Genomic DNA, 23,126 nt, shown 5'->3' on the forward strand with positions numbered 1-23,126 from the left:
TCGACGACGGCCGGGCGGCCCACGGGGCCGCCCGGCCCGGGCCGGTCAGCAGCCGATCCGGCTGGCGCCCAGCGCCACGTCGTCGAACCAGAGGGTGTCGGCCGCGCCGCCGTAGCTCTCCCAGCCGAGTTTCAGGTCGGTGAGCCGCGGGCGCCACGTACGGCCGTACCACTGCCCGTCGACGTCGTGGGTCGGCACGCCGTCGGCGGTCAGCCCGGTGACCGCCACGCCGTCGAGCCAGGTGCGCAACAGCCCGGCACTCCCGTCCACCATGAACTCCACGCAGGACCAGCGACCGGTGGGCAGCGGCACGCTGAGGGCCACCCCGGCCGGGCTCTGCTCGGGCAGCGTCGCGTCGTCGGAGGCCCGGTTCCACTGCAGCGAGCCGTTCTGCCCGCCCATGCGCAGGTCACGGTTGCCGTCGGCGGCGTCGGTCATGGCCAGGACGGTGACGTGGTCGGCGGGGAGCGCGGTGGTGTGGCGTACCCAGAGCCGGCCGTAGCGGACCGTCCCCACCGCGGACAGATCGCGGTTGGCCCGGACGAACACGTGGTTGCAGTAGCCGCCCCCGCCGTCGATCCGGACGGACCGGCCCCCGCCGTGCGCGGTTGCGGTGTCCACGGCGGCGGCGCCGGTGCCGGCGCAGTCCGGGTGCACCACCGTCCAGTCGCCCGAAGGTGTGGACCCGGTCTGGTTCTCGAACCCGTCGCAGAGCACCGCGCCGGCGCAGCCGGCCGGCGGCGGCCCGGTCGGGCTCGGCGAGCTGGTCGATGTCGGACTCGGCGAGACCGTCGGGCTCGGCGAGACCGTTGGACTCGGCGAGAGCGTCGGACTCGGCGAGAGCGTCGGGCTCGGCGAAAGCGTTGGCGTACCGGACGGCGAGGATGGCGTGCCGTTGCAGGGCAGGCCGTTGAGCGCGAAGCCGGTGGGGGCCGGCGCGGCCGCACCGACCGTGCCCTGGACGCCGAACTCGGTGGCGCCCCCGGCCGGCACGCTGCCGTTCCAGGTGGCGTTGCGGGCGGTCACGGTGGCGCCGGACTGGCTGACCACGGCGTTCCAGGCGCCGGTGATCCGCTGATCGCCGGGGTACGTCCAGCTGACCGTCCAGCCGTTCACGGCGGTGTCGCCGGGGGCGACGCGGACGGTGGCGGTGAACCCGCCGGGCCACAGGTTGGGGCGGTAGTCGACCTGGCAGCCCTGCGCGGCGGCGGCCGGGCCGGCCAGCAGCGGGGCGACGACGGCGGCGGCCAGGGTGGTGACGGCCGCCACGACCGGGGCGAGGCGGGCGTGGGAGATCCTCATCGGGGTCCTCTCGGCGGACCGCCGGCCAGTCGACCGGCGGTGCGGGAGCTGCGGGGACCTCGCGTGCCGGCGCGCGTGACGGCGCGTACCGGATCTGCCCGGCTCGGGCGGGACGTTCAGCCGCCGTACGGCGGCGCCCGCCGGTCAATGTAGTGATGCCTGACGATGCGTGGCAAGGGGTGCGGGCGGGGGCCGCCCGCCCGCACCCACCTCACCTACTGGGCGAACGCCTGGAACTCGGCGATCCGCACGTTCTGCGCCTGCGGGCTGGCCGTGGCGCAGTCGGTCGCCGCGCGCGGGTCGGCGTCCTGCTCACCGGCGTAGTCCGGCGCGCCGGTGCACTGGTTGGTCAGCACCTCGACCCGCAGGTGGGTCGCCTTGGTGCGCGGGATGTCGAACGACCGCATGATCAGCTCCGGTGCCCGGGGCCGGGGGGCCACCGAGGGGAAGGCGTCCGCCGGGCTCGTGTAGACCACCCGGAAGTCCGCGGCGTCGGCGCAGGTCACCGCCTTCTTCGCCTCGCACGCGAGCACCCGGAACTGCCGCGCCGCGGAGAACCGGCTCTGCGTGCCGGCGTCCGGGTCACCGGCGACCGGCGGGCGCGGCATGGCGCTGACCTGCACCCGGCGGACCTGCTGGGCGCCACCGGCCAGGTCGACGGTGACCTGCCGCCCGGCGACCGGCGCCCCGAGCGAGGCCCAGTTGGTGGCCTCGTCGTCGTCGGCGATCTTCGCGAGGTTGATCCCGTCGCCGCTGACCACCGCACCGGCGCTGGTGGAGGCCAGGTTGCGACGCAGCTTCACCTCCAGGTCGCGGACCTGCCCGGCCTTGACCGTGACCGGACCGATCCGGCGGTGCCCGTAGCCCGGCGCCCGGACGACGAACTCGTACGTCCCGGGGACCAGGCTCACCCGGTCGGTCAGCGGGGTGGCCGCATCGGTGTCCGCGACCGGCACGGCCCGGGCCTGGTACCGCCCGACGAAGAGCTGCGCCCCCGGCACGACCTCGTCGTCACCCTCCGGCGTGAAGCGCAGGGTTCCCTCCCTGGCGTACGGGGACGTGAAGGAGGGCGTCGGGTCGGTGTCGGCGTTGCCCACGCTGGCCGCCGCCTCGCCGAGACCCCGGGCGGCGAAGGCGTTCCAGAGCAGGTCCTGGTTGGCCCCGCCGAAGCGGATCCGGTCGGCGGCGAGCATCGCGTCCCGGGCGTCGACCATGCTCACCTGGCTGACCGCCATCAGCAGGAACGAGTCGAAGACGAGTTGGACCCACCGCCGGTTGCCCGGGCACGCGGTGACCGGTGTCGCCCCGTCGGCGCAGGACTTCTGCAGGGCCGCGTTCCCGGCGCCGTAGCGGCGCATCATGGCCGCCCGGATGTCGGCGTTCGTCGCGCTCCAGACCTCACCGGAGGCGTGCACCTGGAGGCCGACGAAGTCGTAGTCGATCGCGCTGTAGTTGAGCGGGCTCTCGCTCATGTTGTAGTTGCGGATGCCGGCGCGCGGGTCGCCGGTGGTGTACTCGCCGATGGTGAAACCGCGCCGGCCCGGCGCCGCGTACCCGTGCTCGTAGAGGTATTCCATGGCGAGCTGGTCCGACCAGCTCTCGCTCATCCCCTGCGGGGAGCTGACCCCGGCGTTCGGGCCGGCGATCATCCGGCCGCTGATGGCATGGCCGTACTCGTGGGCGATGACCGACATGTCGAAGTCGCCGTCGACGCAGGGCGCGTAGAACGAGCCGGCGCTCGGCTGCCACAGGTACATGTTGGTGGTCGGGGCGATGCCGTCCGGCGGGGTGATCTGGTTGGCGTTGTTGCGGGCGGCGAAGGCCGGCGGACCGCCGCTGACGCCGCCGGCCTGCGCGTTGCCCTGCTCCGGGTCGCCGGCCAGCCCGCCGCGGCCGAGGTTGTCCCGCTGCATGTTCCAGGTCGCCTCGGTGAAGCCCAGGTGGTACGACCAGTCGTGCATCCGGTTGTGCATCGCGAACAGGTTCGCCCGCGCCGCGTCGATGTCGTTGGCCTGCGGCGAGGTGAAGGTGTCCGGGCTGCACTTCTGCTCGTACCACTGGTTGGTCCACGGGTACGCGTAGTTCCGGTCCGGACGCGGGGTGGCCGTCTCGGTGCCCACGCTGAACGGGTCGTTGCTGAACCAGTTCTGCACGGCGATCGCGTTGTTGCCGTTCGTCGTGGTGGTGGACGTTCCGATGGCCGGGTCCACGTCCCACGCGGGATGCCCGGGGACACCGACCACCTCGTCGCAGCCTGCCGCCGCTCCGGCGCACCAACGCACCCGGGTGTCCGTGGAGGACTTGTCCACCGACGGCGAGTTCGGGAAGGCCTCCCACGACGGGTTGTCCACGTCGTGGTCGACCAGGTCCTCGCGGACCAGCACGCTGCCGTCGCGGGCGTCCACGTAGGTGGCGAAGGCCGCCGGGTCCGCGCCCGTGACGTCCGCGCCGAGGACCACCTCGTACGCGGCCCGCGGTCCCCGGTCCGCGGTCGGCACCGCGACCAGCGAGGTACGCAGGACGGTCGGCCCGGTCGGCCCGGTCAGCCCGGCGTCGGCCGCCGCGGCCTCGCGCGCCTGGTCGGCGCTGATCGTGGCCGGGGCGGGCGTCCCGCCGTCGCGGGCCAGGGACGAGCTGACGTGCCAGACCTTCCCGTCGCGGACGCCGACGGCCAGCATGCCGTCGACCGCGGCGGGCAGGTCGCCGAAGCGCTGCCGGAACAGCACGGTGGCGCCGTCCCCCATCGGCGCCACCGTCAACTGCTCCAGCGCGGCGGCGCCCTCTTCGGTCAGCCCCAGCACGTCCCGGTTCGCGGCCACGTAGGCCCGCGCGGCGGCGGCCGGGTCGGTGGGCAGCCCGGCGGCGAGCGGCCGATCGGTCGGAGTCAGGGTGGCGGGGGTGCCGAAGTCGGTCCAGCGGACCCGCGCGCCGAGCACCGCGGCCCGGTCCCGCTGGCGGTCGGTCGGCGCGGTCCGTCCCTTCCGGTTGTCCTTCGTCTTGGCGTCGTGGCGGTCGCCTGGCAGGTTGCCGGGCTGCGCCTGGGTCGGGGTCTCGTCGCGGGGTGCCGCCTGGCCGCCAGCTCCTGCGGTCAGGACCATTCCGGCCGCGAGTAGCAGCGCGGTGGCCCCCGTCGTCGCACGCGATGGTGTGCGCACGGTCCCTCCTGTCGTCGAACGGCGATGTCCGTCCTGCCATCCGACCAGGTCATCAGGACGGTCGACACCGTCCGAACATCCACAAATAGCAATAGAGCGATCCGGGATGTCGCTGGCTGTCGCACCCGCGTCCGGGCGTGTTGCCGTCGGGCACGGGCTACGCCAGATAGGCCGTGCGCACCGGCTCGCCGAGCACCGCCTCAGCCGCAGGAAGGTCGGCCAGTCGGGAGGCCAGGGTCGCGACGGCGAGCCGATGCGGCAGAGCGCTGCTGAATTTGAGGCCGTCCAGGGCCTTGTCGTTGACGTCCGGCAGGCAGACCCGTCCGACAGCGTCCGTCACCGCCTCGCGCACCATCTCCCGGTCCACGTCGGGGCGCAACCGGATCGAGGCGTCGTCGTACCGCTGGGTCGGGTCGGCCAGCTCACCCAGGGTGGACATCAGCGTGGCGTTCGCGCGGAAGCCGGCCCAGGTCCACCACCGCGCCTCGCCCTCACGATCGCGGACCACCAGCGTTCCGCCGGGATGCACCAGCGCGGCGAAGTCCTCGCGCAGACCGCCCAGCCGGTTGGCGGCACGGCCGGTCAGCGCGACCGGCGGATCGGCGCCCAGCAGCACGTCCCGCATCGCGCGGACCATCCGGTACGACCGCCCCTGCGGCACCCCGCCCGTCATCCAGAGCGCCTTGCCGCCGCCCTCGGCCGGCTCGACGAAGCACCGGTGGCGCTTCCAGTCGATGTAGGTGACTCGCCAGCTCCGGCCCGCGAGCAACAGCAGCCGCGGCCCCTGCACCTTCGCGGTGAGCAGCGCCGGATCGGTACGACCGATCTCGGTACGCCCCGACAGCACGGTGAACTGCGGTGGTGCGGTGAACACCGCCAGCATGTCCATGAAGTGCCGTCGGCCGAATCGGGCTTCCGCCTCTGGGCCGATGAAGAGCATGCCGGAATCCGAGTCGAGGTACCCCTGGTCGACGAGGTGACGCACGATGACGTCGGCGGTCTTGTCGAAGGGCGGCAGGTCGTTCCACTCGTGCCGCCAGAGCTGGTCTCCGAACCGGTGCTGCTGCAGCGACAGCGCCAGCACCTGCTGGGCGACGATGTGCCGTGGCTCGGGCGGTGGCACGACCTCCTCGACCCATCCCTGACCCCAGAGATGGAGCAGACCGGCCGCCTGCAGGAGTCCGTCGCCGTCGAGTGCGAGGAACAGGCAGTTCCGGGCGCTGCCGGGGCGACGGCCGGTCCGGCCGATCCGCTGCAGGAAGGCGGCGACGCTGCGTGGTGCGTCGACCTGGATCACCCGGTCGAGGTCTCCGACGTCGATGCCCAGCTCGAGGGTGCTGGTGGCGACGATGACGCAGTCACGTTCCTGCGCGAACGCCTCCTCCGCGCGGCGCCGCTCGTCAACGGAGAGCGAGGCGTGCGACAGGAACGTGGTGACGTCGAGAGCCCGCAGCCGCTGGCCGAGCTCCTCTACCAGTGCCCGGGACTCGCAGAACACCAGCCGCTTCTCGCCTCGGTGCAGGGCGGCGATCACCTTTGCGGCGTTGTGCACCGAGCCGACGTAATCCAACTCGACCTCGCCCGCCGGTCGAGGGTCCGATCCAGCGAGGGCCGGCGCCACGACGCGCGCCTGCCGTCGGCCGCGGCCGGATCCCTGCAACCAGCTCAGCAGCGTATCCGGATTGCCGACGGTCGCCGAGAGTCCCACTCGCTGGACCGGCTGGCCGGTGATCCGGCTGAGCCGTTCCAGTACGGCCAGGAGGTGCCAGCCCCGGTCGTCGCCGGCGAAGGCGTGCACCTCGTCCACCACTACGGCCCGCAGGCCGCGGAAGAACTCGTCGTGGTCGACGGTGGTGCTGACCAGCATCGACTCCAGCGACTCGGGGGTGGTCAGCAGGACGTCCGGCCGCTCGCGGAGGATCTTCCGCCGCCCGCCCATCGTCACGTCGCCGTGCCAGAGTGCGGCCCGCCGCCCCAACCACCCGGTGTAGGCCTCCAGCCGGGGCAGGAGGTTGTTCAACAGGGCCTTGAGCGGGCAGACGTAGAGCACCGAGGTGCCGGACCAGTTCTCCTGCGCCATCCGCGACAGCAGCGGGAACACCGCCGCTTCCGTCTTGCCGCCCGCGGTGGGGGCGAGGAGCAGGGCGTCCTCGCCGTCGAGGAGCGGTCGCACCGCCGCCTCCTGCAGGGGCCGGAGCCCCGGCCACTGCAGCGAGTTCACCACGTGGTGCAGGACGACCGGGTGCAGCAGCTCGGCGGACACCTAGACGTCCAGGGCGATCTCGTCGGCGCTGGTCACGTTGCGCTCCACATCGGTCATCTCAGTGGCCGACAGGGTCAGCGCGTAGTGCTTTCGCGGGTCGAAGTCGGCGAACTGGTCGACCCGGTCGAGCACGTCTCCCACCAGCTTCTTGAGGAAGAGCCGAGGCGCCACGCCGACCTTGCCACCCAGCCCTCCGGCGACCGCCCGCGCCAGCTCCCCCAGGTATGCGTCGTCCACCAGGCCGCTCACCCGCTCGGGCGCCGCGGACCCGTCGGCGTACAGGTCGCGTACCCGGCCACCCAGCTCGACCAGCGAGTCGACGGTGAATCCGGACAGCCGGATCTGCACCGCCCTCGGGTTGTCGAAGCGCGGGTCCGTGGTGAAGTCGACCGCGAGCCGTTGGGCGAGCGGGGCGAGCCGTTGCACGCCCTGCGGCCCCTCGTAGAAGGCCGGGGTGCCGGTGATGACGAGGTAGAGGCCGGGGAATCGGCCGGAGTGCACCTCGTCGATGAGCTGACGCAGCGCGTTGAGCGCCTTGTCCCGGGCGTCGGAGCGGACCCGCTGCAGCGTCTCCACCTCGTCGAGTACCAGCAGCAGTCCGGGGTGACCGCTGTCGCGTAGCACCGCGAGCAGCCCCTGCAGGAAGCTGAGCGCCGCGAAGTGGTCGAGATTCCCCCGTACGCCGGCGACCCGGCGTGCCGACGCGGCGACGTGCGGCTGGCCGCCGAGCCAGGCGAGCACGGCGTCGGCCGTCGCCGGATCACCCCCGAGGCTCGCGGTGCGGTAGCCACGCAGCGCGGCGGCGAAGGCGGGCGCGCTGCGGCTCACCGCGGCCAACCGCTGGTCGAGCAGCACCCCCACCGCCCGGTCCAGCGCCTCCGCGTCGTCGGGTGGCACCTCCCCCGCCGCGAGGACGTCTTCCTCGAGGGCGTAGAACCAGCCGTCGACGACCGGCCGCAGCGCGCTCGGCGGGAACGTGGCGGTGGTCAGGCGCTCGGTCAGCCGCCGGTAGACGGTCTCGAGCTTGTGCAGGGGCGTCTCGTTCTCGGAGATCTGCACCTCGGCGGTGGCGAGGTTGGCGCGCTTGGCCCGCTCGGCGATCCAGCGGGTGAAGAATGTCTTGCCGGATCCGTACTCGCCACGGATCGCCTTGAACACCGAGCCGCCGGCGGCGACCGTTTCCAGGTCCTCACCCACCGCACCGACGAACCGGTCCAGGCCGACGGCGAAGAGGTCCAGGCCGGCCGACGGCACGGCACCCCGCCGCAACGCGTCGATGACCTCGCGCCGCCGGGCCGGACTGACGCCGTTCACGCCACCCCTTCCGGCAGCCCGAACTGGGTCCGCAGCAACGCGACGTCGAGCCGGACGGTGCGTCCGTCGTCGATCAGCGACAGCACCGGGTAGTTGTCGACGTTGAAGATCCGCTGCAGGGTGATGACGAAGCCGGCCGCGCGGGCGGGCAACTCCCCGGCCCGCTGAGCCAGCACGGCGGCCGACAGCACACCCTTCGCCTCGATGAGCGCCCGCATTGCCGCCTCAATCTTCCCGCGGTCGACCTTGCGGGGGGTCAGGCTGTGCTGCGCCTTGAAGAGCTCGGTTGCGAGCAGCACGCCAACGAGATCGCCGCCGCCGGCCTCCGGTGCCGCGGGAGCCGGCGCCATTTCCGGCATGTCGAACAACGCCGCCTCTCCCGCGACCACCGGCGCCTTGCGCCGAGGTTTCACGGCGGGGACCGGAGCAGGCGCGGACTTGGCGACAGGTTCGCTTGCCTGCCACCACTCGGGTCGGCGTCCCTCCACCGGGGCCCAGCCCTGGGGAACGTCGGCCACGTTGGGCAGCAAGTAGGCCAGCAGGGGGATGGTCACTTCGGCCAACGAGGCCCCGCCGTGATAGCCGGCCTTGGTGGGACGGTAGCGCCGGAGCGGGTCCCACAGCGCGATGATCCGGTTCCCCTCGGCCACCACCCGCGGACCGCTCAGTTCGACCTCGCCGGGGCCGGCGGGGCCGGGGCCGGTGCGGTGCCGGGCCGAAGCGGCGTCGGCGGCTTTGACGTACTCGCCGCCACGTTCGAGCACGTGGCCGTGGTCGCTGGTGATGACGACGGCCCGGCCGGAGGATCGGGCGAGGTCCAGCAGGCTCCGCAGGAAGCCGAGGTTGCCGAGCTGCCAGCCGGCCTCGTCGCCCTCCCGGCCGTGGGCCAGCGCGTCATCCACCGTGTTGATCACCACGGCGACCAGGCGCGCCGCGCTGGCAAGCGCCTCGCTGAGGTCACCGGCGAGCACCTCGCCAGCACCGCCCCGAGCCGGGCCTTTGTGGAAGATCCGGGCGTCGTCGCCCCACCGCCCCTTGTCGAACATCTGCCGCTCGGTGGCCTGGGTGCCGAGCCGCAGGGCACCCGCGAACAGCGAGGTCCGCGACACGGCCGTCAGGGTCGGCAGAGCAGCCACGATGCCCCGGCGGTGGCTGGCGCCCCCGCTAGCCAGCGGGTCGTACTCGACCCAGTGCTGGGACAACTCGTCGGCCAGTTCGACTCCGACGGCCGCGCTCATCCCGTCGAGCACGACCAGCAGCACCGGCCGGTCAGCGCGGACCAGCGGATCGATGACCCGGGGAAGCAGGTTCTCGACCGTCAGGAGATCACCGTCGTTGCCCGGCCCGGCCGTGGCCCAGGCCGCGAGCCGATTCGCGAAGGCACCGTCGAGGTCCCGACGCCGCTGCTGCGCCCGCTCATGGACCGCACTGAAGGCGCGCTGCAGCTCAGGGTGGACGTCCTCACCGGCCCAGACGTGGTTCAGCGCCAGGTCGACCCAGCCCCACTCGGCGATCTGCCGCTGCATCCCGTCGGCGACGCTGGCAGGCGGCTCGACCGTGGTCCCCAGCCACCGGACGAGCCGCTGGGCCATCCGGACCCGCCGGAGCCGCTCCGCCTCCGCCTCGGCCAACCGGTGCCCGGCCAGACAGTCGACCGCGACGTCCAGGGTCGGGTCGGCCGGATCCGTCAGGCCGGCGAGGAGGGCCCGTGCGGCGTCGCCGACGCGCTGGGTGAAGCCCGTACGCAGGATGGGGCTGTGAGCGGCGCTGCCGGCGGCGTTGAACAGGATGACCAGCTGCTCGGCCCGGTCCAGGACGGCATGCCCCTGCCGTCGGACGTCCGCATCGCGGTCGGCCAGCATCGCGCCGACCACCTGCACGGCCGCGTCGGCGAGCCCACGTACCGCGCCATCGTCGTCGAGGTTGCCGAAGTACTGGTCGACGCGTCCCTGGGCCCGCACAGCGTCGGGCGTGTCGGTGGTCCAGAGCGCATCGCAGACCAGACCCAGCGGCAACGCGTCGGCGCCCCGGCCGGCAGCGACGAGGGCGAACAGCGCCCGGGCCGGGCGGCCGAACTGCTCGACCAGCCAGCGCGCCAAACCGTCGCGCTCCTCCTGCCGGAGCAGGCCGAACGCCTCCACCGCCCCAGGCTCGACGCTCCATCGCAGCAGGGTCGCCACGTCGAGGTCGTCGGGGTCGTTCCCCCGCCGGTCCAGGCCGAGCCGCACGGCGGCCAGGTGCCGGAGGGCGATGTCCCGGGTCAGCACCTTGGTGGTGAGCCTGGGCCATCCGCCCGACGGCATCGCGTCGAGCAGGGCAGGGCCTGCCCACCGCTCGCTCTCCAGAGCCGTATCGGGTACCTGGGCGCCGAACGCGTCCACGACCAGGTCCCACGGCTCGACGGTGATCACCCGCTGCAGGAAGATGCGGCTGCGCACCCCGGAGCCGAGGCCGGTCCCTGGGATGTCGGTGAGCAGCACCAGCACCTCGTCGCCGCGGTCGGCGACGAGGTGCTCCCAGATGGCGAGCGGCGAGACGCACGGCACGACGCGGGCCTGGCGGCCGCCGGGCAGCGGCAGCACCGGTTCGTGCGGCCAGGCCGGCTCCGCACGGACCACCATGACGGGGTACGGGTCCCCGTTGCGGTGCCGGTCGAGCTGCTGCGCCACCTTCTGGGCCAGGGCGGCGGGGCTGATCCGCAGCGCCTGAGCGAGCGCGGGTGCCTGAGTCACGGCACGATTCTCCAGGTCACCTCGATAATGGCGTCGGGGTGGTCGGTGATGTACCGCTCCAGCTTGGTAAGCACTTCCGTCGACTGCCCGCGAACGATGAGTTCCTTCTCCGCCGTAGGAGGCAGTGGCGGCGGGGGTGGGGGAGGCGGAAGAACAATCCTGGTGGCCTCACGGATCAACTCGACCGCGTCGGACTGCGCTCGCCGGAGAGCCGGAGACAACGGTGCCGTCAGCTCGTCGGCTTGGGCAACGCGACGCAGCTCGGCAAGAATCGCGGAGGCGCGGACCGTGTGAGGCTCGGGCAGACCGCCGATGATCTCGAAGTTGTCCCACGACGTGCCGGCGAAGGCCGCCGCAACCTGGGCAGCGCTGGTAATGCTCTTACCAGCCCTGTCTGCCGGCCCCGCCAGCTCCGCCCGTGCGAGCCGCTCGACAGCCTCCTTCGCCGAACGTGCATTTACGAGCGCGTCGAGCAGATCGGCCGCTGCGTAGGCGGTGGCGAGTCGCCCGGATTCGCGGTCCAGCTCGAGCCGGCTGCTGTGCTGCTCAAGGCGGCTCGCCAGCGTGTGAGCGGCCTCTCGGTGCCGGTTTGCCTGGGTGACCAGGTCACGGCCGAAGAGCGCGACCAACCGACCACGCCGCAGGGCGAGCGGCTGGAAGCCAAAGATCGCGGCGGCCCGCGTCCGGGCCTGCTCCCAGTCCTCCTCGCTAGGCAGGCTCTCCTCGCGGAGGGCGTGATCCATCGTCAATTTGCCGATCTCGGGCGCCGGCATCACCTGGCTGCCGTGCAGGTAGAACGCCCGGTCGGTCTGCTCGGCGAAGGTCGCCACCACAAGCTGCGCGACGATCGGGTCCAGCCCGCGCGGTTTCGGCTCGTCGATCCAGCGCAGCAGGTCGGCCACCCGCAGCTCGCCGGCGATGCCCTCGCTGGCGGCCTTGTGCTGGAAGTGCTGGACCCACTCCCCCTCGATGACGAACGCCGCCTCGTGCATGGTGCCGAGCTTCAGCGGATTGGCGATCCGCCGCATGGTCTGCCGGTGCGCCCGTTCGACCTCGACCCGCCCCTCCGGCGACTCGACCGCCCGCTGGACGTACCCGAAGACGGTCTTGACCTCCGGGAGCCGCACCGGCTCGCCCTTGCGGTCGGGGTCGAAGTCCGGGTGGGCCGGATACTGCTGGGTGAGCATCTGGTCGCCGATGCTGCGCAGCGCGTCGTCGAACGTCGCTCCCATCGGGAGCTTCGGCTCCAGCGCCCGGGTCAGCGAGTGGAGGTGGTCGTCGAAGCCGAGCTGCACGTCGGTCGGCTGCTTGGCGGCCAGCCCGTACGCCTGGCGGAGCACGCCCTGCATCTTGGCCAGCAGCGCGCTGCGCTGGTTGGTGAGCGCGGCGTGTGCGCGCCGCCGGTCGTCGGGGTTGAGGTGCTCGGCGTGGCTGTCGAAGCGCTGGCCCTCGAGCAGCTTGTCGATGATGACGAGCTTGCCCAGCTCGTTGCGGCGCTCGACGGTCAGCGCGGCCGGGATCCAGCAGACGGTCCGGGCGTTGCTCCTGCTGAGCAGGTCCTGCACCCGCTGACGGTCATCGGCCGGCCCGTGGCTGCCGTCGTCGAACGGGTAGTCGACGATCATGCGCCAGCCGGACGGGTCGTTCGGGTGGAACGCCTCGTCGCGGATGTCGTTGGGGTCGCGGACGTTGCCGTAGACCAGCTCGATGACGCGCCGGCTGCCCCGCCAGGTCAGCCCCGCCTCGGCGAAGAACGAGTCGCTCCACGGCACGCCGAGCTGCTTCCAGAGCAGCCGCTGGACGATGTGCTTGCGGGCGCCCTCGTTGTCGTAGTGCTTGGCGGTAGCAAGGACGCTGTCGACATCGACGCCGACCAGCTCCAGCGACACCACCGGATCGTCACCTTCCCCGATGCGGATCTCGGGGAACTGGCCGGCCCAGTCGGCGAGCTTCCGGTTGACCTGGGCAACCTCACCACCCGGGATCGGACTGGTGATGCTGCCGTGGTTGAGCGCGGATAGACGCCGGCCGGTGAGGTTGCGCAGGGCCGGGACGCTGGGCGCCAGGGCGGCCAGCAGCAGCGTCTTGATCAGCCGGTCGTCACCGGTGAAGGCGCGGACGCGACCGGCCGCCTCGGGGCTGAGCTGGTCGCCGCGGCGGGCGGCGTCGAGGTCCTCCTCGGCGAGCCCGTGCTGGCCCAGCAGGTGGGGGCGCAGCTTCAGGTCGTACAGCTTCTGGGCCATCTCGAACTCGGCCTTGAGCTTCTCGGTGAAGGGCTGGTCGCCGCCGCTGCTGATCACGTCGTAGAGGTCGCCGAGCGGGACGAGCTGGCCCAGGCGGAGCGTCTCCCGGCGATCGACCAGGAGCTGCCGCATGAGCTTGAGCGCGGTGCGGGACCGCTGCAGGGCGCTGGAGACGTGCACCAGGGTCGAGATGAAGGCCGGACTGAACGGGTACGTCGACCGGAACGCGTCGATGTCGGCGCCGCTGCCGGAGTCGCTGCCGAGCAGGGTGTCGAAGACCTCCCGGCGTACCTTGGTGGTGCTCTCGAAGGCGCGCGAGATCGCCTGGCCGGCCTCGGTCGTGACGGGCTTGAGCAGGCGCCGGCGGGCGATCTCGGGGAGGTTCCGGTCCTCCAGCTTGATCACGTCGAACCGGCCGCTGGCCAGGTTGAGGGTGTCCTGGTAGCTCAGCTCGTTGGCGCCGACGACCTCCTCGCCGACCAGTTCCCGCAGGTCCCGCTGGCGGGCGATGAAGCTGATCACGGGAATGGGCCGGCGGGTGTCGCCGCCCTCGACGAAGTTGGTGATCTTCTGGATCTCACGGGAGACGAACTGCTGGTCACCGATGGAGTTGGCCAGCCACAGGATCAGCTCGTCGAGGAAGAGGATCAGGCCGTGGTAGCCGAGTTCCTTGGCGTGGCGGCTGATCTCGGTGAGGCCCCGGTCGAGCGAGATGAAGGCCTCGGCATCCTCGCGGGCGTTGCTGAAGAAGCCGACGTTCCAGCTGGTCAGCAGGTCGTTGACCAGCTTCCGACGCAGCTCGTCGTTGTGCGCGCCAGCGAACGCCTCGTTCAAGCGCTCGGGCGTCCAGAACGCCTCGTTGTCGCCCCACTCGTCCTCGACATCGCCGCCGGGCAGCCCGGCGATGAACTGCGCGTCGCCGATTTTCTCCCGAAGGGAGGCGGCCTGCTCCAGCAGCGCGTCGGTGCGGTGCACCGCCGGGATCGGCGCCTCCGGGTGCAGTGCCCGCACCCGGTCGACGTAGCCGCCGAGCACCCGCTGCTCCAGGGAGCGGGCGTCGAGCAGGTGGTACGGGATGAGCAGGAACTTCCGGCCGTCCAGCCAGACGCTGTGCTTGGCCACCAGCGGCGCCAGCTCGTCCCGGCCGCGGGCCGCCGGCTCGCCGCGCAGCAGCGCGTGCAGCACGGCCATGAAGTGCGACTTACCGGAACCGAACGAGCCGTGCAGGTACGCGGCCTTGGAGGCGTGCGCCTCGACCGCGGAGCGGATCAGCCCGAGCGCCTCGTCGAAGTTCGCCAGCAACCGATCCGTGACGACATAGTCGCGGAGGGTGGCGTCGGCGTCGGCGACACTGTCGGAGAGCTTGAGCACGAAGTCGCTCACGCTCGTGCGCTCAGGGATGTCGATGAACTCCCGGAGCAGCGGCGCAGGGCTGGGCTGTGACATGCCGCTTACCGTACCGACCAGATCCTTGACACAGGGAACAGGCAGGGCCGACGCCGGCCGGTCCATAGGACGGTTGGCCGGCCGGAACCGGAAGTGCCGGTCAGTCAGCGGCTGCGATGGGTGGATCGCCCGATCACGGGGTGGACAGGTCAATCCCGGCGCGGTAGGACAACAGGAGTCCTGTTTTCGCCGAACGTGTCTCGTCAGCAGGACAAGCAGCGGGGTCTGATGGGTTCATCATGCCCGGACTGGCTCACGTTCCCGGACGTCGGAAGACGACGAAGAAGGTTGGCTGATGCACGTAGAGAGGATCGACCGCTCGATCGGGGAGCTGATCGACCAGATTTCGAGCGCGGAGATCATGTTGCCCGAGATCCAACGTGAGTATGTCTGGAAGCCGACACAGGTCGCCAAGCTGATGGACTCGATCTACCGTGGCTACCCCTTCGGTTCATTGCTCTTCTGGCAGACCGACGAGGTTCCGGAGACGCGGGACATGTCCGTTGGCGGCCCTGAGGTAAAGCCGCTCCGTCCGCCGCTGTTCCTCCTCGACGGGCAGCAACGTCTGACGTCCCTGCACCGCGTCTTCAACAACCACCCGGACGCCCAGGTCGTATTCCACGTCGAGAACCAGAGGTTTCAGAACCAGAGTGCCGCCACCCAACGCGATCCGAAGTGGATCAAAGTGGCCACCGTGCTGGATCCGAAAGCCAGCATGATCCGGCTGACCAAGCAGCTCCTCGAAGCGGGGTCAGCCCTGGAGGAGTAGGAGATTGAAGAGCGGCTCAGCCAGATCAAACGCCTCCGTGACCGCCGCTTCATCATGGAGGTCCTCAAAGGCTTCCCCTACGACGAGGTAGCTGAGATCTTCGTGCGGGTCAATAGCGGCGGTCGCCGGCTGGGAACTTTGGACCTCGCGATGGCAACTCTCTCCACTCGATGGACAGGCGTGCTCGCGAAGCTGCAACAGGAGGCCGACCATTGGGTTCAGCGCGGCTACGGTGACATCGACGTCAACTTCCTGTCCCGGGCGCTTGCCGGAGTGGTCCTCGGCCGAGGCCTGTCGGTGTGGTCACCCAGTCGGCTCAAGCAGACGAAGGACACCGAGCTGGAGCGAGGCTGGGACGTCGTCAAGCTTGGACTGCGGCGCCTGATCCCGTTGCTTGAGGCGAACCTCAAGCTGACCCGTTCCGACCCTCTGCCCTCGATGATCGTGCTCATCCCGCTGGTCGTGCTGCTCGGCGAACAGGGTGAGGAGCCGATCGACAAGCCCACGGCTGACGGGGTCATCTACTGGCTTCTGCTCGCCACGATCCAGACCCGCTACAGCACGTCGACCGACACGAAGCTCAGTCAGGACATTCGGGCGGCCCGCCAGCCGGACCCCATCCGCGCGCTCCTGGAGAGCCTCAATATCGACAACACCCGCGCCGAGGTGACCGAGCGCGCCCTCCGGGGGCGCACGAAGGAGAGCCCTTACTTCTTCCTGAGCCTCCTGGTGGCGCTGGCCAACGGCGCCCGCGACTGGTGCTACCGGACGGACATCCTGCCCGGGCACAACGAGGCGCAGAAGCTGGAATACCAACACATCCATCCCCCCGCCACCCTCGATGACCGCTTCGACAAGGGCACCATCAACGATCTCGCCAACCTCGTCTTCGCGTCGGCGAAGGCGAACAAGCGGATCAACGGAAAGAGCCCGGCGGAGTACTTCCCCATGCTCGACGAGCAGGAGCTGAAGGATCACTACGTACCTCTGGATGTATCGCTGCGGAGCCCTGACGGCTACCCCGGATTCCTCGCCGCACGGCGGCAGCTCCTGGTCGAGGCCATGAACGAGCTCCTCGAGCGCTTCCGGCCCGCGTTTCTCGACAAAGAGCCGAAGGGGCCGGCTGACCCGAATGCCGGGCGTTCACTCGATCTGGCCCTATATGGAAGTAGGTCGGACGGCGGTCGGATGGTCTTCACCGCTGGTGGCGAGGGATTCTCCTGGGTCGGTTCGGCCAACATCGCGGAGCTGGAGGCGGCAGTTGAATCGGCTCGCATAGCCGGCATCGACAGTGACGTGATGATCGCGGGCGAGTCGGTTCCGGTCGAGATGATCGAGGACTCATTGAACGTCCCGATCGGCCCATTCCTGGTGACCGGCACTCCCGAGGAGTGGCGCGCGGTGTTCGACCGGGAGAGGGTCAGCGCGAGACCGCTGTCCGCCGCGCCATCGCTCAACCCGACACCCTGGGTCGGCGACCGGATCAAGTTTCCCATCACCAGCACGGACTGACCATGTCGGCCGACAGCAAGGAGCAACCGGTGACACAGGCCTGGATCGTCCGGGCAGGCCGCGACGACACGTACGAGGACCTCGCCCTGAACAAGGAGCTGGTCGCCGTCGGGTGGTCCGCAACCGGCGATCTCACCAGTGCGACGACGCTCGCCGAACTCAGGCAGCGCGTCCAAAGGGCGTACACCGAAGTCGAGCGGAAGTCGGCCGAAAGCTACGCCATTCAGCTACTCGCCTTCCGCAGCCGGATGTGCCCAGGCGACATCGTGCTGCTCCTTCGACGCAACAGCCCCGACGTGGCTGTCGGGCGGATCACCGGTCCCTACCAGTACCGGACCGACTTGCCTTCCCGCATTTGTCACGTGCGGTCGGTAAGTTGGGCGCGCACGGATGTTCCGCGGGCTTCTGTGGAGCGGGAGCTGCTCTCCCTGCCTCCGCTAACCACTGTCTACCGCATCAACCAGACCGAGACCGTCGCCCGGCTGGCCCGCCTCGCCGGCGACCCACGGCAGACGCCCCAGGCCCCCGTCGTCGAGGCCGAACCGGTTGCGCCGGCGACCTTGAATGAGGCATTCGAACCGTTCGCCAACCTGCAACGCAACCTGAACTACGCGCGCAGCCTCGCCACCGCTGGCCAGCACCTGGCCCTGCTTCAAGTGGGTGCCTTCGAGATCTCAGACGTCTTCCGCGCAGCTTGGGTGCAGAGCGTCGCGGCCCTTGATCACTGGGTTCGACAGGAAATCCGCGCCCGCATGCTCAAGTTGGCGGCGGAGCCGGGGACGAAGAAGCCCAAGGCCTTCTCGTCCTTCCAGATGTCGCTCGGCCTGGTAGAGCAGGTGCAGCTGGGAGCGGTAACCCTCGTGGATGCGGTGGATCAGCAGCTCCGCGACCGCGGCCACCTGGTGTACCAAAGCCCGGAGAAGATCCGTGACGGCTTCTCCCTGGTGCATGACGTCAACGGATTCTGGAACAGCGTTGCCAAGGTGCTCACAGAGCAGAGCGGCGACGGGGTCTCCTTCACGGGCGCGGAGGTGCAGCAGCAGCTGCAACAGATCGCGCACCGTCGCCACAAGATCGCACACGAGTACGACGAGGACCCGGACGACCCCACCAAGAAGCGCCCCATCGACGCCTCGAGTGCCACGAAGACGATCGACTGGATCGAGCAGGTGGCCGCGGCCATTCTCGTCGTACTCGGAACTGGCGGCACGTCCAAGGCCACCGGTCAGTGACGCTCAGATCGTCATCCATCTCATCGGGAGAGGTAGCGCGTCGTCAGTCTGACGAGTCCGGCAACGATTGCGCCGACAGCGGCGACAGCCGCGGTCGCCGCCGCTTCCCCGCCGACCAGCGCGATCACCACCAGCGCCACCACGGCGACCGCGCCGACGCCAAGTGTGCGATTGACGACGGCTTCCGTTCGTCGGAGTCCGCCACCCTTATCCGTCCCACCCATGACACCTCCCGAGTCCCGAGCCTCACGTTCTGAGTTCAGGACAGCAAGCCAAGGCCCTCCACGGCTCGTACCGGTGCGCCGGATGAAAGAAGTTTGCGTGACACGAGATTCACGGCGAACACTCGACGACGAGGGTCGGCGGGGGAGGCTGCCATGGGCGTTGAACGCCGGTGGTCTGAATTGCCGGAGGCCAGGCAGGCTGCTGCCGTTGGCGATTTCGGCACGCTCCTGCGTGTCGCTCGCACCGCAGCGCGGCTGACGCTCTGCGAGGCCGGTCAGCGATGCGGCTACTCAGCGGCGACGTTGTCCCGAATCGAACGGGGTAGGCAGCGGCTATCGGATGTCACTGTGCTCCGACGACTGGCTGCGGCATTTGACATCCCACCGGAACTCTTCGGCCTCGCCGACATTGACGGCCCAGCGTTCCACCAAAGCGGCCCGCCACTCGATAGGGTGCGCGGTGAAGCATCACGGCGGGAAGGTGGAGTAGATCCGGTGCGACGGCGCGAGGTCATCGGCGGGCTGGCCAGCCTGGTCGGCTCAACGCTCGCCGGACGTTCGCCAGCCCTGGCCACGCCACCTCGCGTTATCACCAGCCTCGAAGACATCCTCCTCGGCGGCTGCCCAACGCCGGCCGGCACGGTCGACCCAGCCCGACTGCGCACCACACTCGCCAGCGCCTGGTCCGATTTTCGTGCATGTCGGTACGCGAGACTGTCGGCCCGGCTGCCGCAATTGGTTGCGGCGGCGACGGCGGGCCACGCGGGAGCGGCCGACAGCCAACGTGCGACGGCAGCGACCACACTGACGCAGACATACCACCTGACCGTTCAGGTGCTGATAAAACTGCACGAGGACGCGATGGCGTGGTCGGCGATGGACCGCGCCGCCCAGACGGCCCGTGACGCGAACGATCCACTACTGTCCGCAGAGACGGCCCGTGTATCGGCGATCGTGCTGCGGCGCACCCGCCATGGGGAGCGCGCACAGCAGACGCTGATCGGCGCGGCACAGGAACTCGACGAGACGACCGGCCTGAGTTCAGCCGGGCAGGTCGCGACGTATGGACGGTTGCTGGCGACGGCCGCGTACACGGCGGCGGTCGGGGATCGCCGGGACACCGCCTGGGAACTCCTCGACGAAGCGGCCGAGGCAGGGCGCCGGAGCGGCGCCGGTGACGGGTTCGCCAGTGTCGACGTGGCGCTCTACCGCGTCAGCGTCGCTCGCGTACTGGGCGACTTCGGCGCGGCGGTGCAGTACGCACGCGCACTGCGACCTGATCAGTTGGGCAACGTCGAGCGACGCGCCCGCTACTGGGAGGACTACGCGCTCGCCCTGCACGGCCGGGGCGCGTACGCGGAGTCCTTCCGAGCACTGCAGGCGGCCGAGCGCATCGCGCCGCAGGAGGTCCGGTACCGGCCGTGGGCACAGCAACTCAGCGTTGCCCTGCTGGACGCGGACCGCCGCCAGACACTACCCGGGCTGCGCAGCTTCGCCGCCCGCATCGGCACGCCCACCTAGAACATCACGGCGGGTCCCAGGCCGGAACCGGAGCCGGGCACCCGGCTTGCGGTCTTCATTAACTGCCGGAGGACTAGATGTCGAAGTACGACGCATTGCGCGACCACCTCCGCCGGCGGAGCGGGGAGGTGACGTACCGGCTCGATGACCTTGCCGATCTGGTACCCTGAGGGCTGCCGCCCTCCGCCTACCACCACCCGGCGTGGTGGGCCAACGGTGACCGGTCGCACCCGCACAGCCAATCGTGGGGAGATGCGGGGTACACCGCACACCCCGACCTCGCCCGCGGAGTGGTCCGCTTCGTCCCCGAGCCGCGGAGGTCATACTGACGGAAGGCTCCTCAGATGCGGGGATGCGCTTCCTCGATCCGCTCCGCCCGCACGTACGACAGGAAGTCTGTCCGGTCCGCGGGATCGAGTGCCGCGAACGCGGCGTAGGCCAGTTTCCGTGCGTGCGGCGTCTCCGCAGCGAGCAATCCGATGATCGCCGCCCAGGCCAGAGAGACCAGGTGGAAGGCGCGGTCTTCGCGCAAAGCCGGGAGTCGGCTCAGCTGGTCCAGCCTGGTCGCGGCCTCGTCGTCCGCCCGGGCGCGATCGACCAGTTCGAAGACGGCCTTGCCCCGGTACGGACCTCCCTGCGCGGCCAGGTTCGCCAACTCCTCGTTGCTCATCTGCCGTACCGGAGGGACCGGAAGCTGGGGCGGACGCGGCGCGCTCATGGATCGACTCCGAAAATTCTCGAATACTCTTCGCGGATCGCCTGGTTCAGGCGATCGACGGACTCCTGGTCGCCGATCGATCTAGCGTAGTCGATCTCCCGCTGATAGGCGCGGACCTCGTTTTCGTACCGTACGGCCGGGTCCTCGAACCAGCCTCTCATACCGGCCCATCCCGCAGCGTGGTCGTCGTGCAGATGCTGCATCTCGTGCAGCAGCGCGCCGTAGGAGGCGTCCGGATCGATGATGAGGTGGCCCGGGCTACCCGGTCCGGGTGCCGGACCGTAGGCCAGAGCATCCGAGCGGAAGGTGACCTCGACCCCGAGGTCCCGCGCCTCCTCGATGGCCGCCTCCCACTCCGCGGGGTGAGTCTGTCGGGCCGGGCCCCACTTGCGAAGCGGATCGGCATCGGCGTGAAGCAGGTGGTTGGCGCGGTCCACGGCAGTTGACGGCGCCGCGCTCCCGGGTGCCGAGCCCCGCACAAGGGCTTTGAGGTCCGCGATGAGCTGTCGGAGGCGACGCAGGATGGGGGTCAGTCGCCGCAGGCTCTCGATCAGTGCGTGCAGCAGGCGGGTGATCCTGGCCGCCCACTTACCGGCGAGGGCGGTTACCTGCGTGACCACCCACGGGGTAGCCAGTCCCAACGTCAGTCCCTCTTCGGCGAGCCACTCCCACAGGCGCACCGCCAGCACCGACACGATTCCGCGATGAGGTCACGAACCAGGCCCCGCACCATTGCGACGAGCAGTCCCGCGCCGGTGGTGACTTCCGCCATGGCGTTGGCAGCCCTGCTGAGCGCGGCCAGGGCAGCCACGTGCCGGCTGTGGGTTTGCCGGTAGGCCTCGGCGGCAGCCCCGCTCCAGTCCGCCACCTGTCGGCCGACCCTGCCCTGGAGGTCGGTACCCGCACCGGCCGCGGCCTTGGCGACGTTCCGCCACGTCTGCGCGTAGGCGGTGATCTGATCAGGGTCGCCGGCCAGTTCGTCCAGGGCGTCGGACAGGGGCTCCACGTGCTCGATCAGCCAGCCCACGCCCCACGCCACCAGCTGCCCGAGTGGGTCGGTGACGACGGCGAGGGCGTCCATCGAGGTCGCGAATCCGCCGATCGCCACATCGATCCAGCCGCCGGAGGTGTAGCCGGCCATCAGTGCGTCGATGTCTTCAGCGATATAGATCCCGCTGAAGGCCGTCGTGCTGTCCTGGCGAGCGGCGATCAGCGGGGATGCCTCACTCACCGCTTCGCACCACCGAACAGGCCTGCCGCATGATCGTCGCCCCGCTCGTACCGGTCGGACACCGTACGCAGTCCGTCAGCCGCCCGCTGGAACGCGCGAACCGTCTCGCCGAGGCTGTCGGCTGTAGCATCCTGCAACGGATGAAGCAGGCTCGGGATCAGCTGACACAGCCGGCCGTACGCATCACGCCCCAACTCGATCGACACCGCGGCGCGCCGGCACTCGTCGACGGCGTCGGCGATCTCGTCGACCGCGGACGCGTGGACCCGCAGCGAGCTGGTGTCGACCTCGAAGCCGGCGGTCACCACAGACCACGTCGGCGTGGTGAAGGATCATCATCCGACTCCTCGGGCGGCTCCGGAAACCGGCTGGCATAGCTGGCCACCACCGCCCGCCCGGTCTCGGAGTCAACGCCTACGGTCTGCGCCGCCACGTCGGCCACTGCGCCGGCGAGCCGAGCCTGCGCCCGGCGCATCGTCGCCATGATCTCTGCCGAGATCCGCGCGGCGGGCCAGTTCCGAACCCGCTCATCCAACCTCATCTCGGTGACGACCCCGGAGGCGGCCACCGTTACCCTGACCGCGCCGTTGGCGCCCGCGGCGGAGGCGGTCAGGTCAGCCACCCTCCGCGACAACTCCTGAGTCTGGGCGGCGCGTTCGCTCACCGAGGCAGCCCAGGAACTAACCCAGTCCTCGGCCGCGTCCGCGTCCATCACTGCTCTCTCCCTCCCCCGCAACGAGCCCGTTCGGGTACGTCAGCTCATTGAGCTACGCCGGCACGACGGACTCCGGTCGCCTCATCGCGGGGATGTGCGGGCCGTGGCCATTGCGATAGACCATGCGGAAGCCCAGGTGCTGCGCCAGCGGCGCCCAGCGGGTCGCCCGCACCAACTGTTCGACGCTGTTGGCCTTGCGAGCGTTGGCGAGCCGGTCGACGAGAACCGTGTCGAACGCGGCTGACTCCACCCAGCTGATGGTCTTGGTGAAACCACACACCATCGTCGCTCCGGTCCGCTCCAGGATGTCGACAAGGACGGCGTCGGAGATGCGGAGAATCGTGCCGCAGTCGAAGTAGAGCTGCTTACCGTTGCATCGATCCTGCATCCAGGTGATCAGCTCGTTCAGATCGAGCTCCTGGCTCCGTGACAGGCACAAGTTGCCGGGCCCTCCGTCTATTGCGAAGATGCCGACGTTGTACGTCGCGTACTTCTTGGACAGCCACTGATCGAGGTAGTAGCGCAGCTCACCTGGCGTTGCCACATCCCGATGGATGAAGCGGATGCGGTTCAATCGCTCCAGGAGCTCCAACGTTGGTAGCACCGACCCGCGTTCGGTCAGGTCGTCGTCCCACTGGCCCTCTACGCAGAACACCCTGCCGGGCTTGTCCACGTCGCATCCCCTCATACGTCATGGAGTAACCAACCTACCGAAAGCATCGACGCCGGACCATCCCGAGGATTGTCAG

17 protein-coding genes are annotated in these 23,126 nt (G+C 70.2%); 4 read left to right on the plus strand and 13 right to left on the minus strand.

The window, feature by feature from the left end:
• Positions 1-45: 45 nt before the first annotated feature.
• From ABZ452_RS16355 to ABZ452_RS16380, 6 genes are all read right to left on the minus strand, one after another.
• Positions 46-1,302 (minus strand): cellulose binding domain-containing protein, encoded by a 1,257-nt coding sequence (locus ABZ452_RS16355; RefSeq protein WP_357943305.1) that lies wholly within the window; start codon positions 1,300-1,302, stop codon positions 46-48.
• 215 nt (positions 1,303-1,517) lie between these two features.
• Positions 1,518-4,457 (minus strand): M36 family metallopeptidase, encoded by a 2,940-nt coding sequence (locus ABZ452_RS16360; protein WP_357943307.1) that lies wholly within the window; start codon positions 4,455-4,457, stop codon positions 1,518-1,520.
• Between the two features lie 157 nt (positions 4,458-4,614).
• Complete coding sequence (locus ABZ452_RS16365; protein ID WP_357943309.1) at positions 4,615-6,720, minus strand: DEAD/DEAH box helicase; 2,106 nt, start codon at positions 6,718-6,720, stop codon at positions 4,615-4,617.
• Positions 6,721-8,034, minus strand: a complete 1,314-nt coding sequence (gene brxD, locus ABZ452_RS16370; RefSeq protein ID WP_357943311.1) for a BREX system ATP-binding protein BrxD — start codon at positions 8,032-8,034, stop codon at positions 6,721-6,723.
• Positions 8,031-10,766: a BREX-2 system phosphatase PglZ gene (pglZ, locus tag ABZ452_RS16375; RefSeq protein ID WP_357943313.1), complete on the minus strand. Its 2,736-nt coding sequence runs from the start codon at positions 10,764-10,766 to the stop codon at positions 8,031-8,033. Before pglZ ends, brxD begins: the two co-directional genes overlap by 4 nt.
• Positions 10,763-14,455, minus strand: a complete 3,693-nt coding sequence (locus tag ABZ452_RS16380; protein ID WP_357943315.1) for a DUF499 domain-containing protein — start codon at positions 14,453-14,455, stop codon at positions 10,763-10,765. Before ABZ452_RS16380 ends, pglZ begins: the two co-directional genes overlap by 4 nt.
• Positions 14,456-14,750: 295 nt before the next feature.
• Here ABZ452_RS16380 and ABZ452_RS16385 point away from each other — a divergent pair, with 295 nt between their 5' ends.
• The 3 genes from ABZ452_RS16385 to ABZ452_RS16395 are packed head-to-tail and all read left to right on the plus strand — an operon-like array spanning position 14,751 to position 17,968.
• Positions 14,751-15,224 (plus strand): DUF262 domain-containing protein, encoded by a 474-nt coding sequence (locus tag ABZ452_RS16385; protein WP_357943317.1) that lies wholly within the window; start codon positions 14,751-14,753, stop codon positions 15,222-15,224.
• 54 nt (positions 15,225-15,278) lie between these two features.
• The gene (locus ABZ452_RS16390; protein WP_357943319.1) at positions 15,279-16,736 is read left to right on the plus strand and encodes a hypothetical protein; all 1,458 of its coding nucleotides are present in this window, start codon (positions 15,279-15,281) and stop codon (positions 16,734-16,736) included.
• Between the two features lie 2 nt (positions 16,737-16,738).
• The gene (locus tag ABZ452_RS16395; protein ID WP_357943321.1) at positions 16,739-17,968 is read left to right on the plus strand and encodes a hypothetical protein; all 1,230 of its coding nucleotides are present in this window, start codon (positions 16,739-16,741) and stop codon (positions 17,966-17,968) included.
• A gap of 20 nt (positions 17,969-17,988) precedes the next feature.
• Here the strand turns inward: ABZ452_RS16395 and ABZ452_RS16400 are convergent, their stop codons facing one another.
• A complete protein-coding gene (locus ABZ452_RS16400) occupies positions 17,989-18,192 on the minus strand; it encodes a hypothetical protein (RefSeq protein ID WP_355328332.1) in 204 nt (67 codons plus the stop codon).
• 153 nt (positions 18,193-18,345) lie between these two features.
• Here ABZ452_RS16400 and ABZ452_RS16405 point away from each other — a divergent pair, with 153 nt between their 5' ends.
• Positions 18,346-19,713, plus strand: a complete 1,368-nt coding sequence (locus ABZ452_RS16405; RefSeq protein ID WP_357943324.1) for a helix-turn-helix transcriptional regulator — start codon at positions 18,346-18,348, stop codon at positions 19,711-19,713.
• Between the two features lie 340 nt (positions 19,714-20,053).
• Here ABZ452_RS16405 and ABZ452_RS16410 read toward each other — a convergent pair whose 3' ends face one another.
• From ABZ452_RS16410 to ABZ452_RS16435, 6 genes are read right to left on the minus strand one after another with little or no spacing between them, the layout of a single operon-like run.
• The gene (locus tag ABZ452_RS16410) at positions 20,054-20,383 is read right to left on the minus strand and encodes a hypothetical protein (RefSeq protein ID WP_148425373.1); all 330 of its coding nucleotides are present in this window, start codon (positions 20,381-20,383) and stop codon (positions 20,054-20,056) included.
• A gap of 44 nt (positions 20,384-20,427) precedes the next feature.
• A complete protein-coding gene (locus tag ABZ452_RS16415) occupies positions 20,428-21,126 on the minus strand; it encodes a hypothetical protein (protein WP_357943326.1) in 699 nt (232 codons plus the stop codon).
• Positions 21,075-21,662, minus strand: a complete 588-nt coding sequence (locus ABZ452_RS16420; RefSeq protein ID WP_357943328.1) for a hypothetical protein — start codon at positions 21,660-21,662, stop codon at positions 21,075-21,077. The genes ABZ452_RS16415 and ABZ452_RS16420 overlap by 52 nt, the downstream gene beginning before the upstream one ends.
• Positions 21,659-21,967, minus strand: coding sequence for a type VII secretion target (locus ABZ452_RS16425; protein ID WP_357943330.1), 309 nt, complete (start codon positions 21,965-21,967; stop codon positions 21,659-21,661). The genes ABZ452_RS16420 and ABZ452_RS16425 overlap by 4 nt, the downstream gene beginning before the upstream one ends.
• Positions 21,964-22,374: a YbaB/EbfC family nucleoid-associated protein gene (locus tag ABZ452_RS16430; protein ID WP_357943702.1), complete on the minus strand. Its 411-nt coding sequence runs from the start codon at positions 22,372-22,374 to the stop codon at positions 21,964-21,966. Before ABZ452_RS16430 ends, ABZ452_RS16425 begins: the two co-directional genes overlap by 4 nt.
• Positions 22,375-22,429: 55 nt before the next feature.
• Entirely contained in the window at positions 22,430-23,050 is a 621-nt protein-coding gene (locus ABZ452_RS16435; RefSeq protein ID WP_357943332.1) for a hypothetical protein, read from the minus strand.
• Positions 23,051-23,126 lie beyond the last annotated feature (76 nt).

It is taken from the genome of Micromonospora sp. NPDC005707 (genome assembly GCF_040631005.1).
Taxonomy (GTDB): Bacteria; Actinomycetota; Actinomycetes; order Mycobacteriales; family Micromonosporaceae; genus Micromonospora.

Coding starts and splice junctions, on each gene's coding strand:
- ABZ452_RS16355 (WP_357943305.1), bottom strand. CDS start 1,302: ATGAGGATCTCCCACGCCCGCCTCGCCCCGGTCGTGGCGGCCGTCACC.
- ABZ452_RS16380 (WP_357943315.1), bottom strand. CDS start 14,455: ATGTCACAGCCCAGCCCTGCGCCGCTGCTCCGGGAGTTCATCGACATC.
- ABZ452_RS16385 (WP_357943317.1), top strand. CDS start 14,751: ATGCACGTAGAGAGGATCGACCGCTCGATCGGGGAGCTGATCGACCAG.
- ABZ452_RS16390 (WP_357943319.1), top strand. CDS start 15,279: ATGGAGGTCCTCAAAGGCTTCCCCTACGACGAGGTAGCTGAGATCTTC.
- ABZ452_RS16395 (WP_357943321.1), top strand. CDS start 16,739: ATGTCGGCCGACAGCAAGGAGCAACCGGTGACACAGGCCTGGATCGTC.
- ABZ452_RS16400 (WP_355328332.1), bottom strand. CDS start 18,192: ATGGGTGGGACGGATAAGGGTGGCGGACTCCGACGAACGGAAGCCGTC.
- ABZ452_RS16405 (WP_357943324.1), top strand. CDS start 18,346: ATGGGCGTTGAACGCCGGTGGTCTGAATTGCCGGAGGCCAGGCAGGCT.
- ABZ452_RS16410 (WP_148425373.1), bottom strand. CDS start 20,383: ATGAGCAACGAGGAGTTGGCGAACCTGGCCGCGCAGGGAGGTCCGTAC.
- ABZ452_RS16430 (WP_357943702.1), bottom strand. CDS start 22,374: ATGGACGCGGACGCGGCCGAGGACTGGGTTAGTTCCTGGGCTGCCTCG.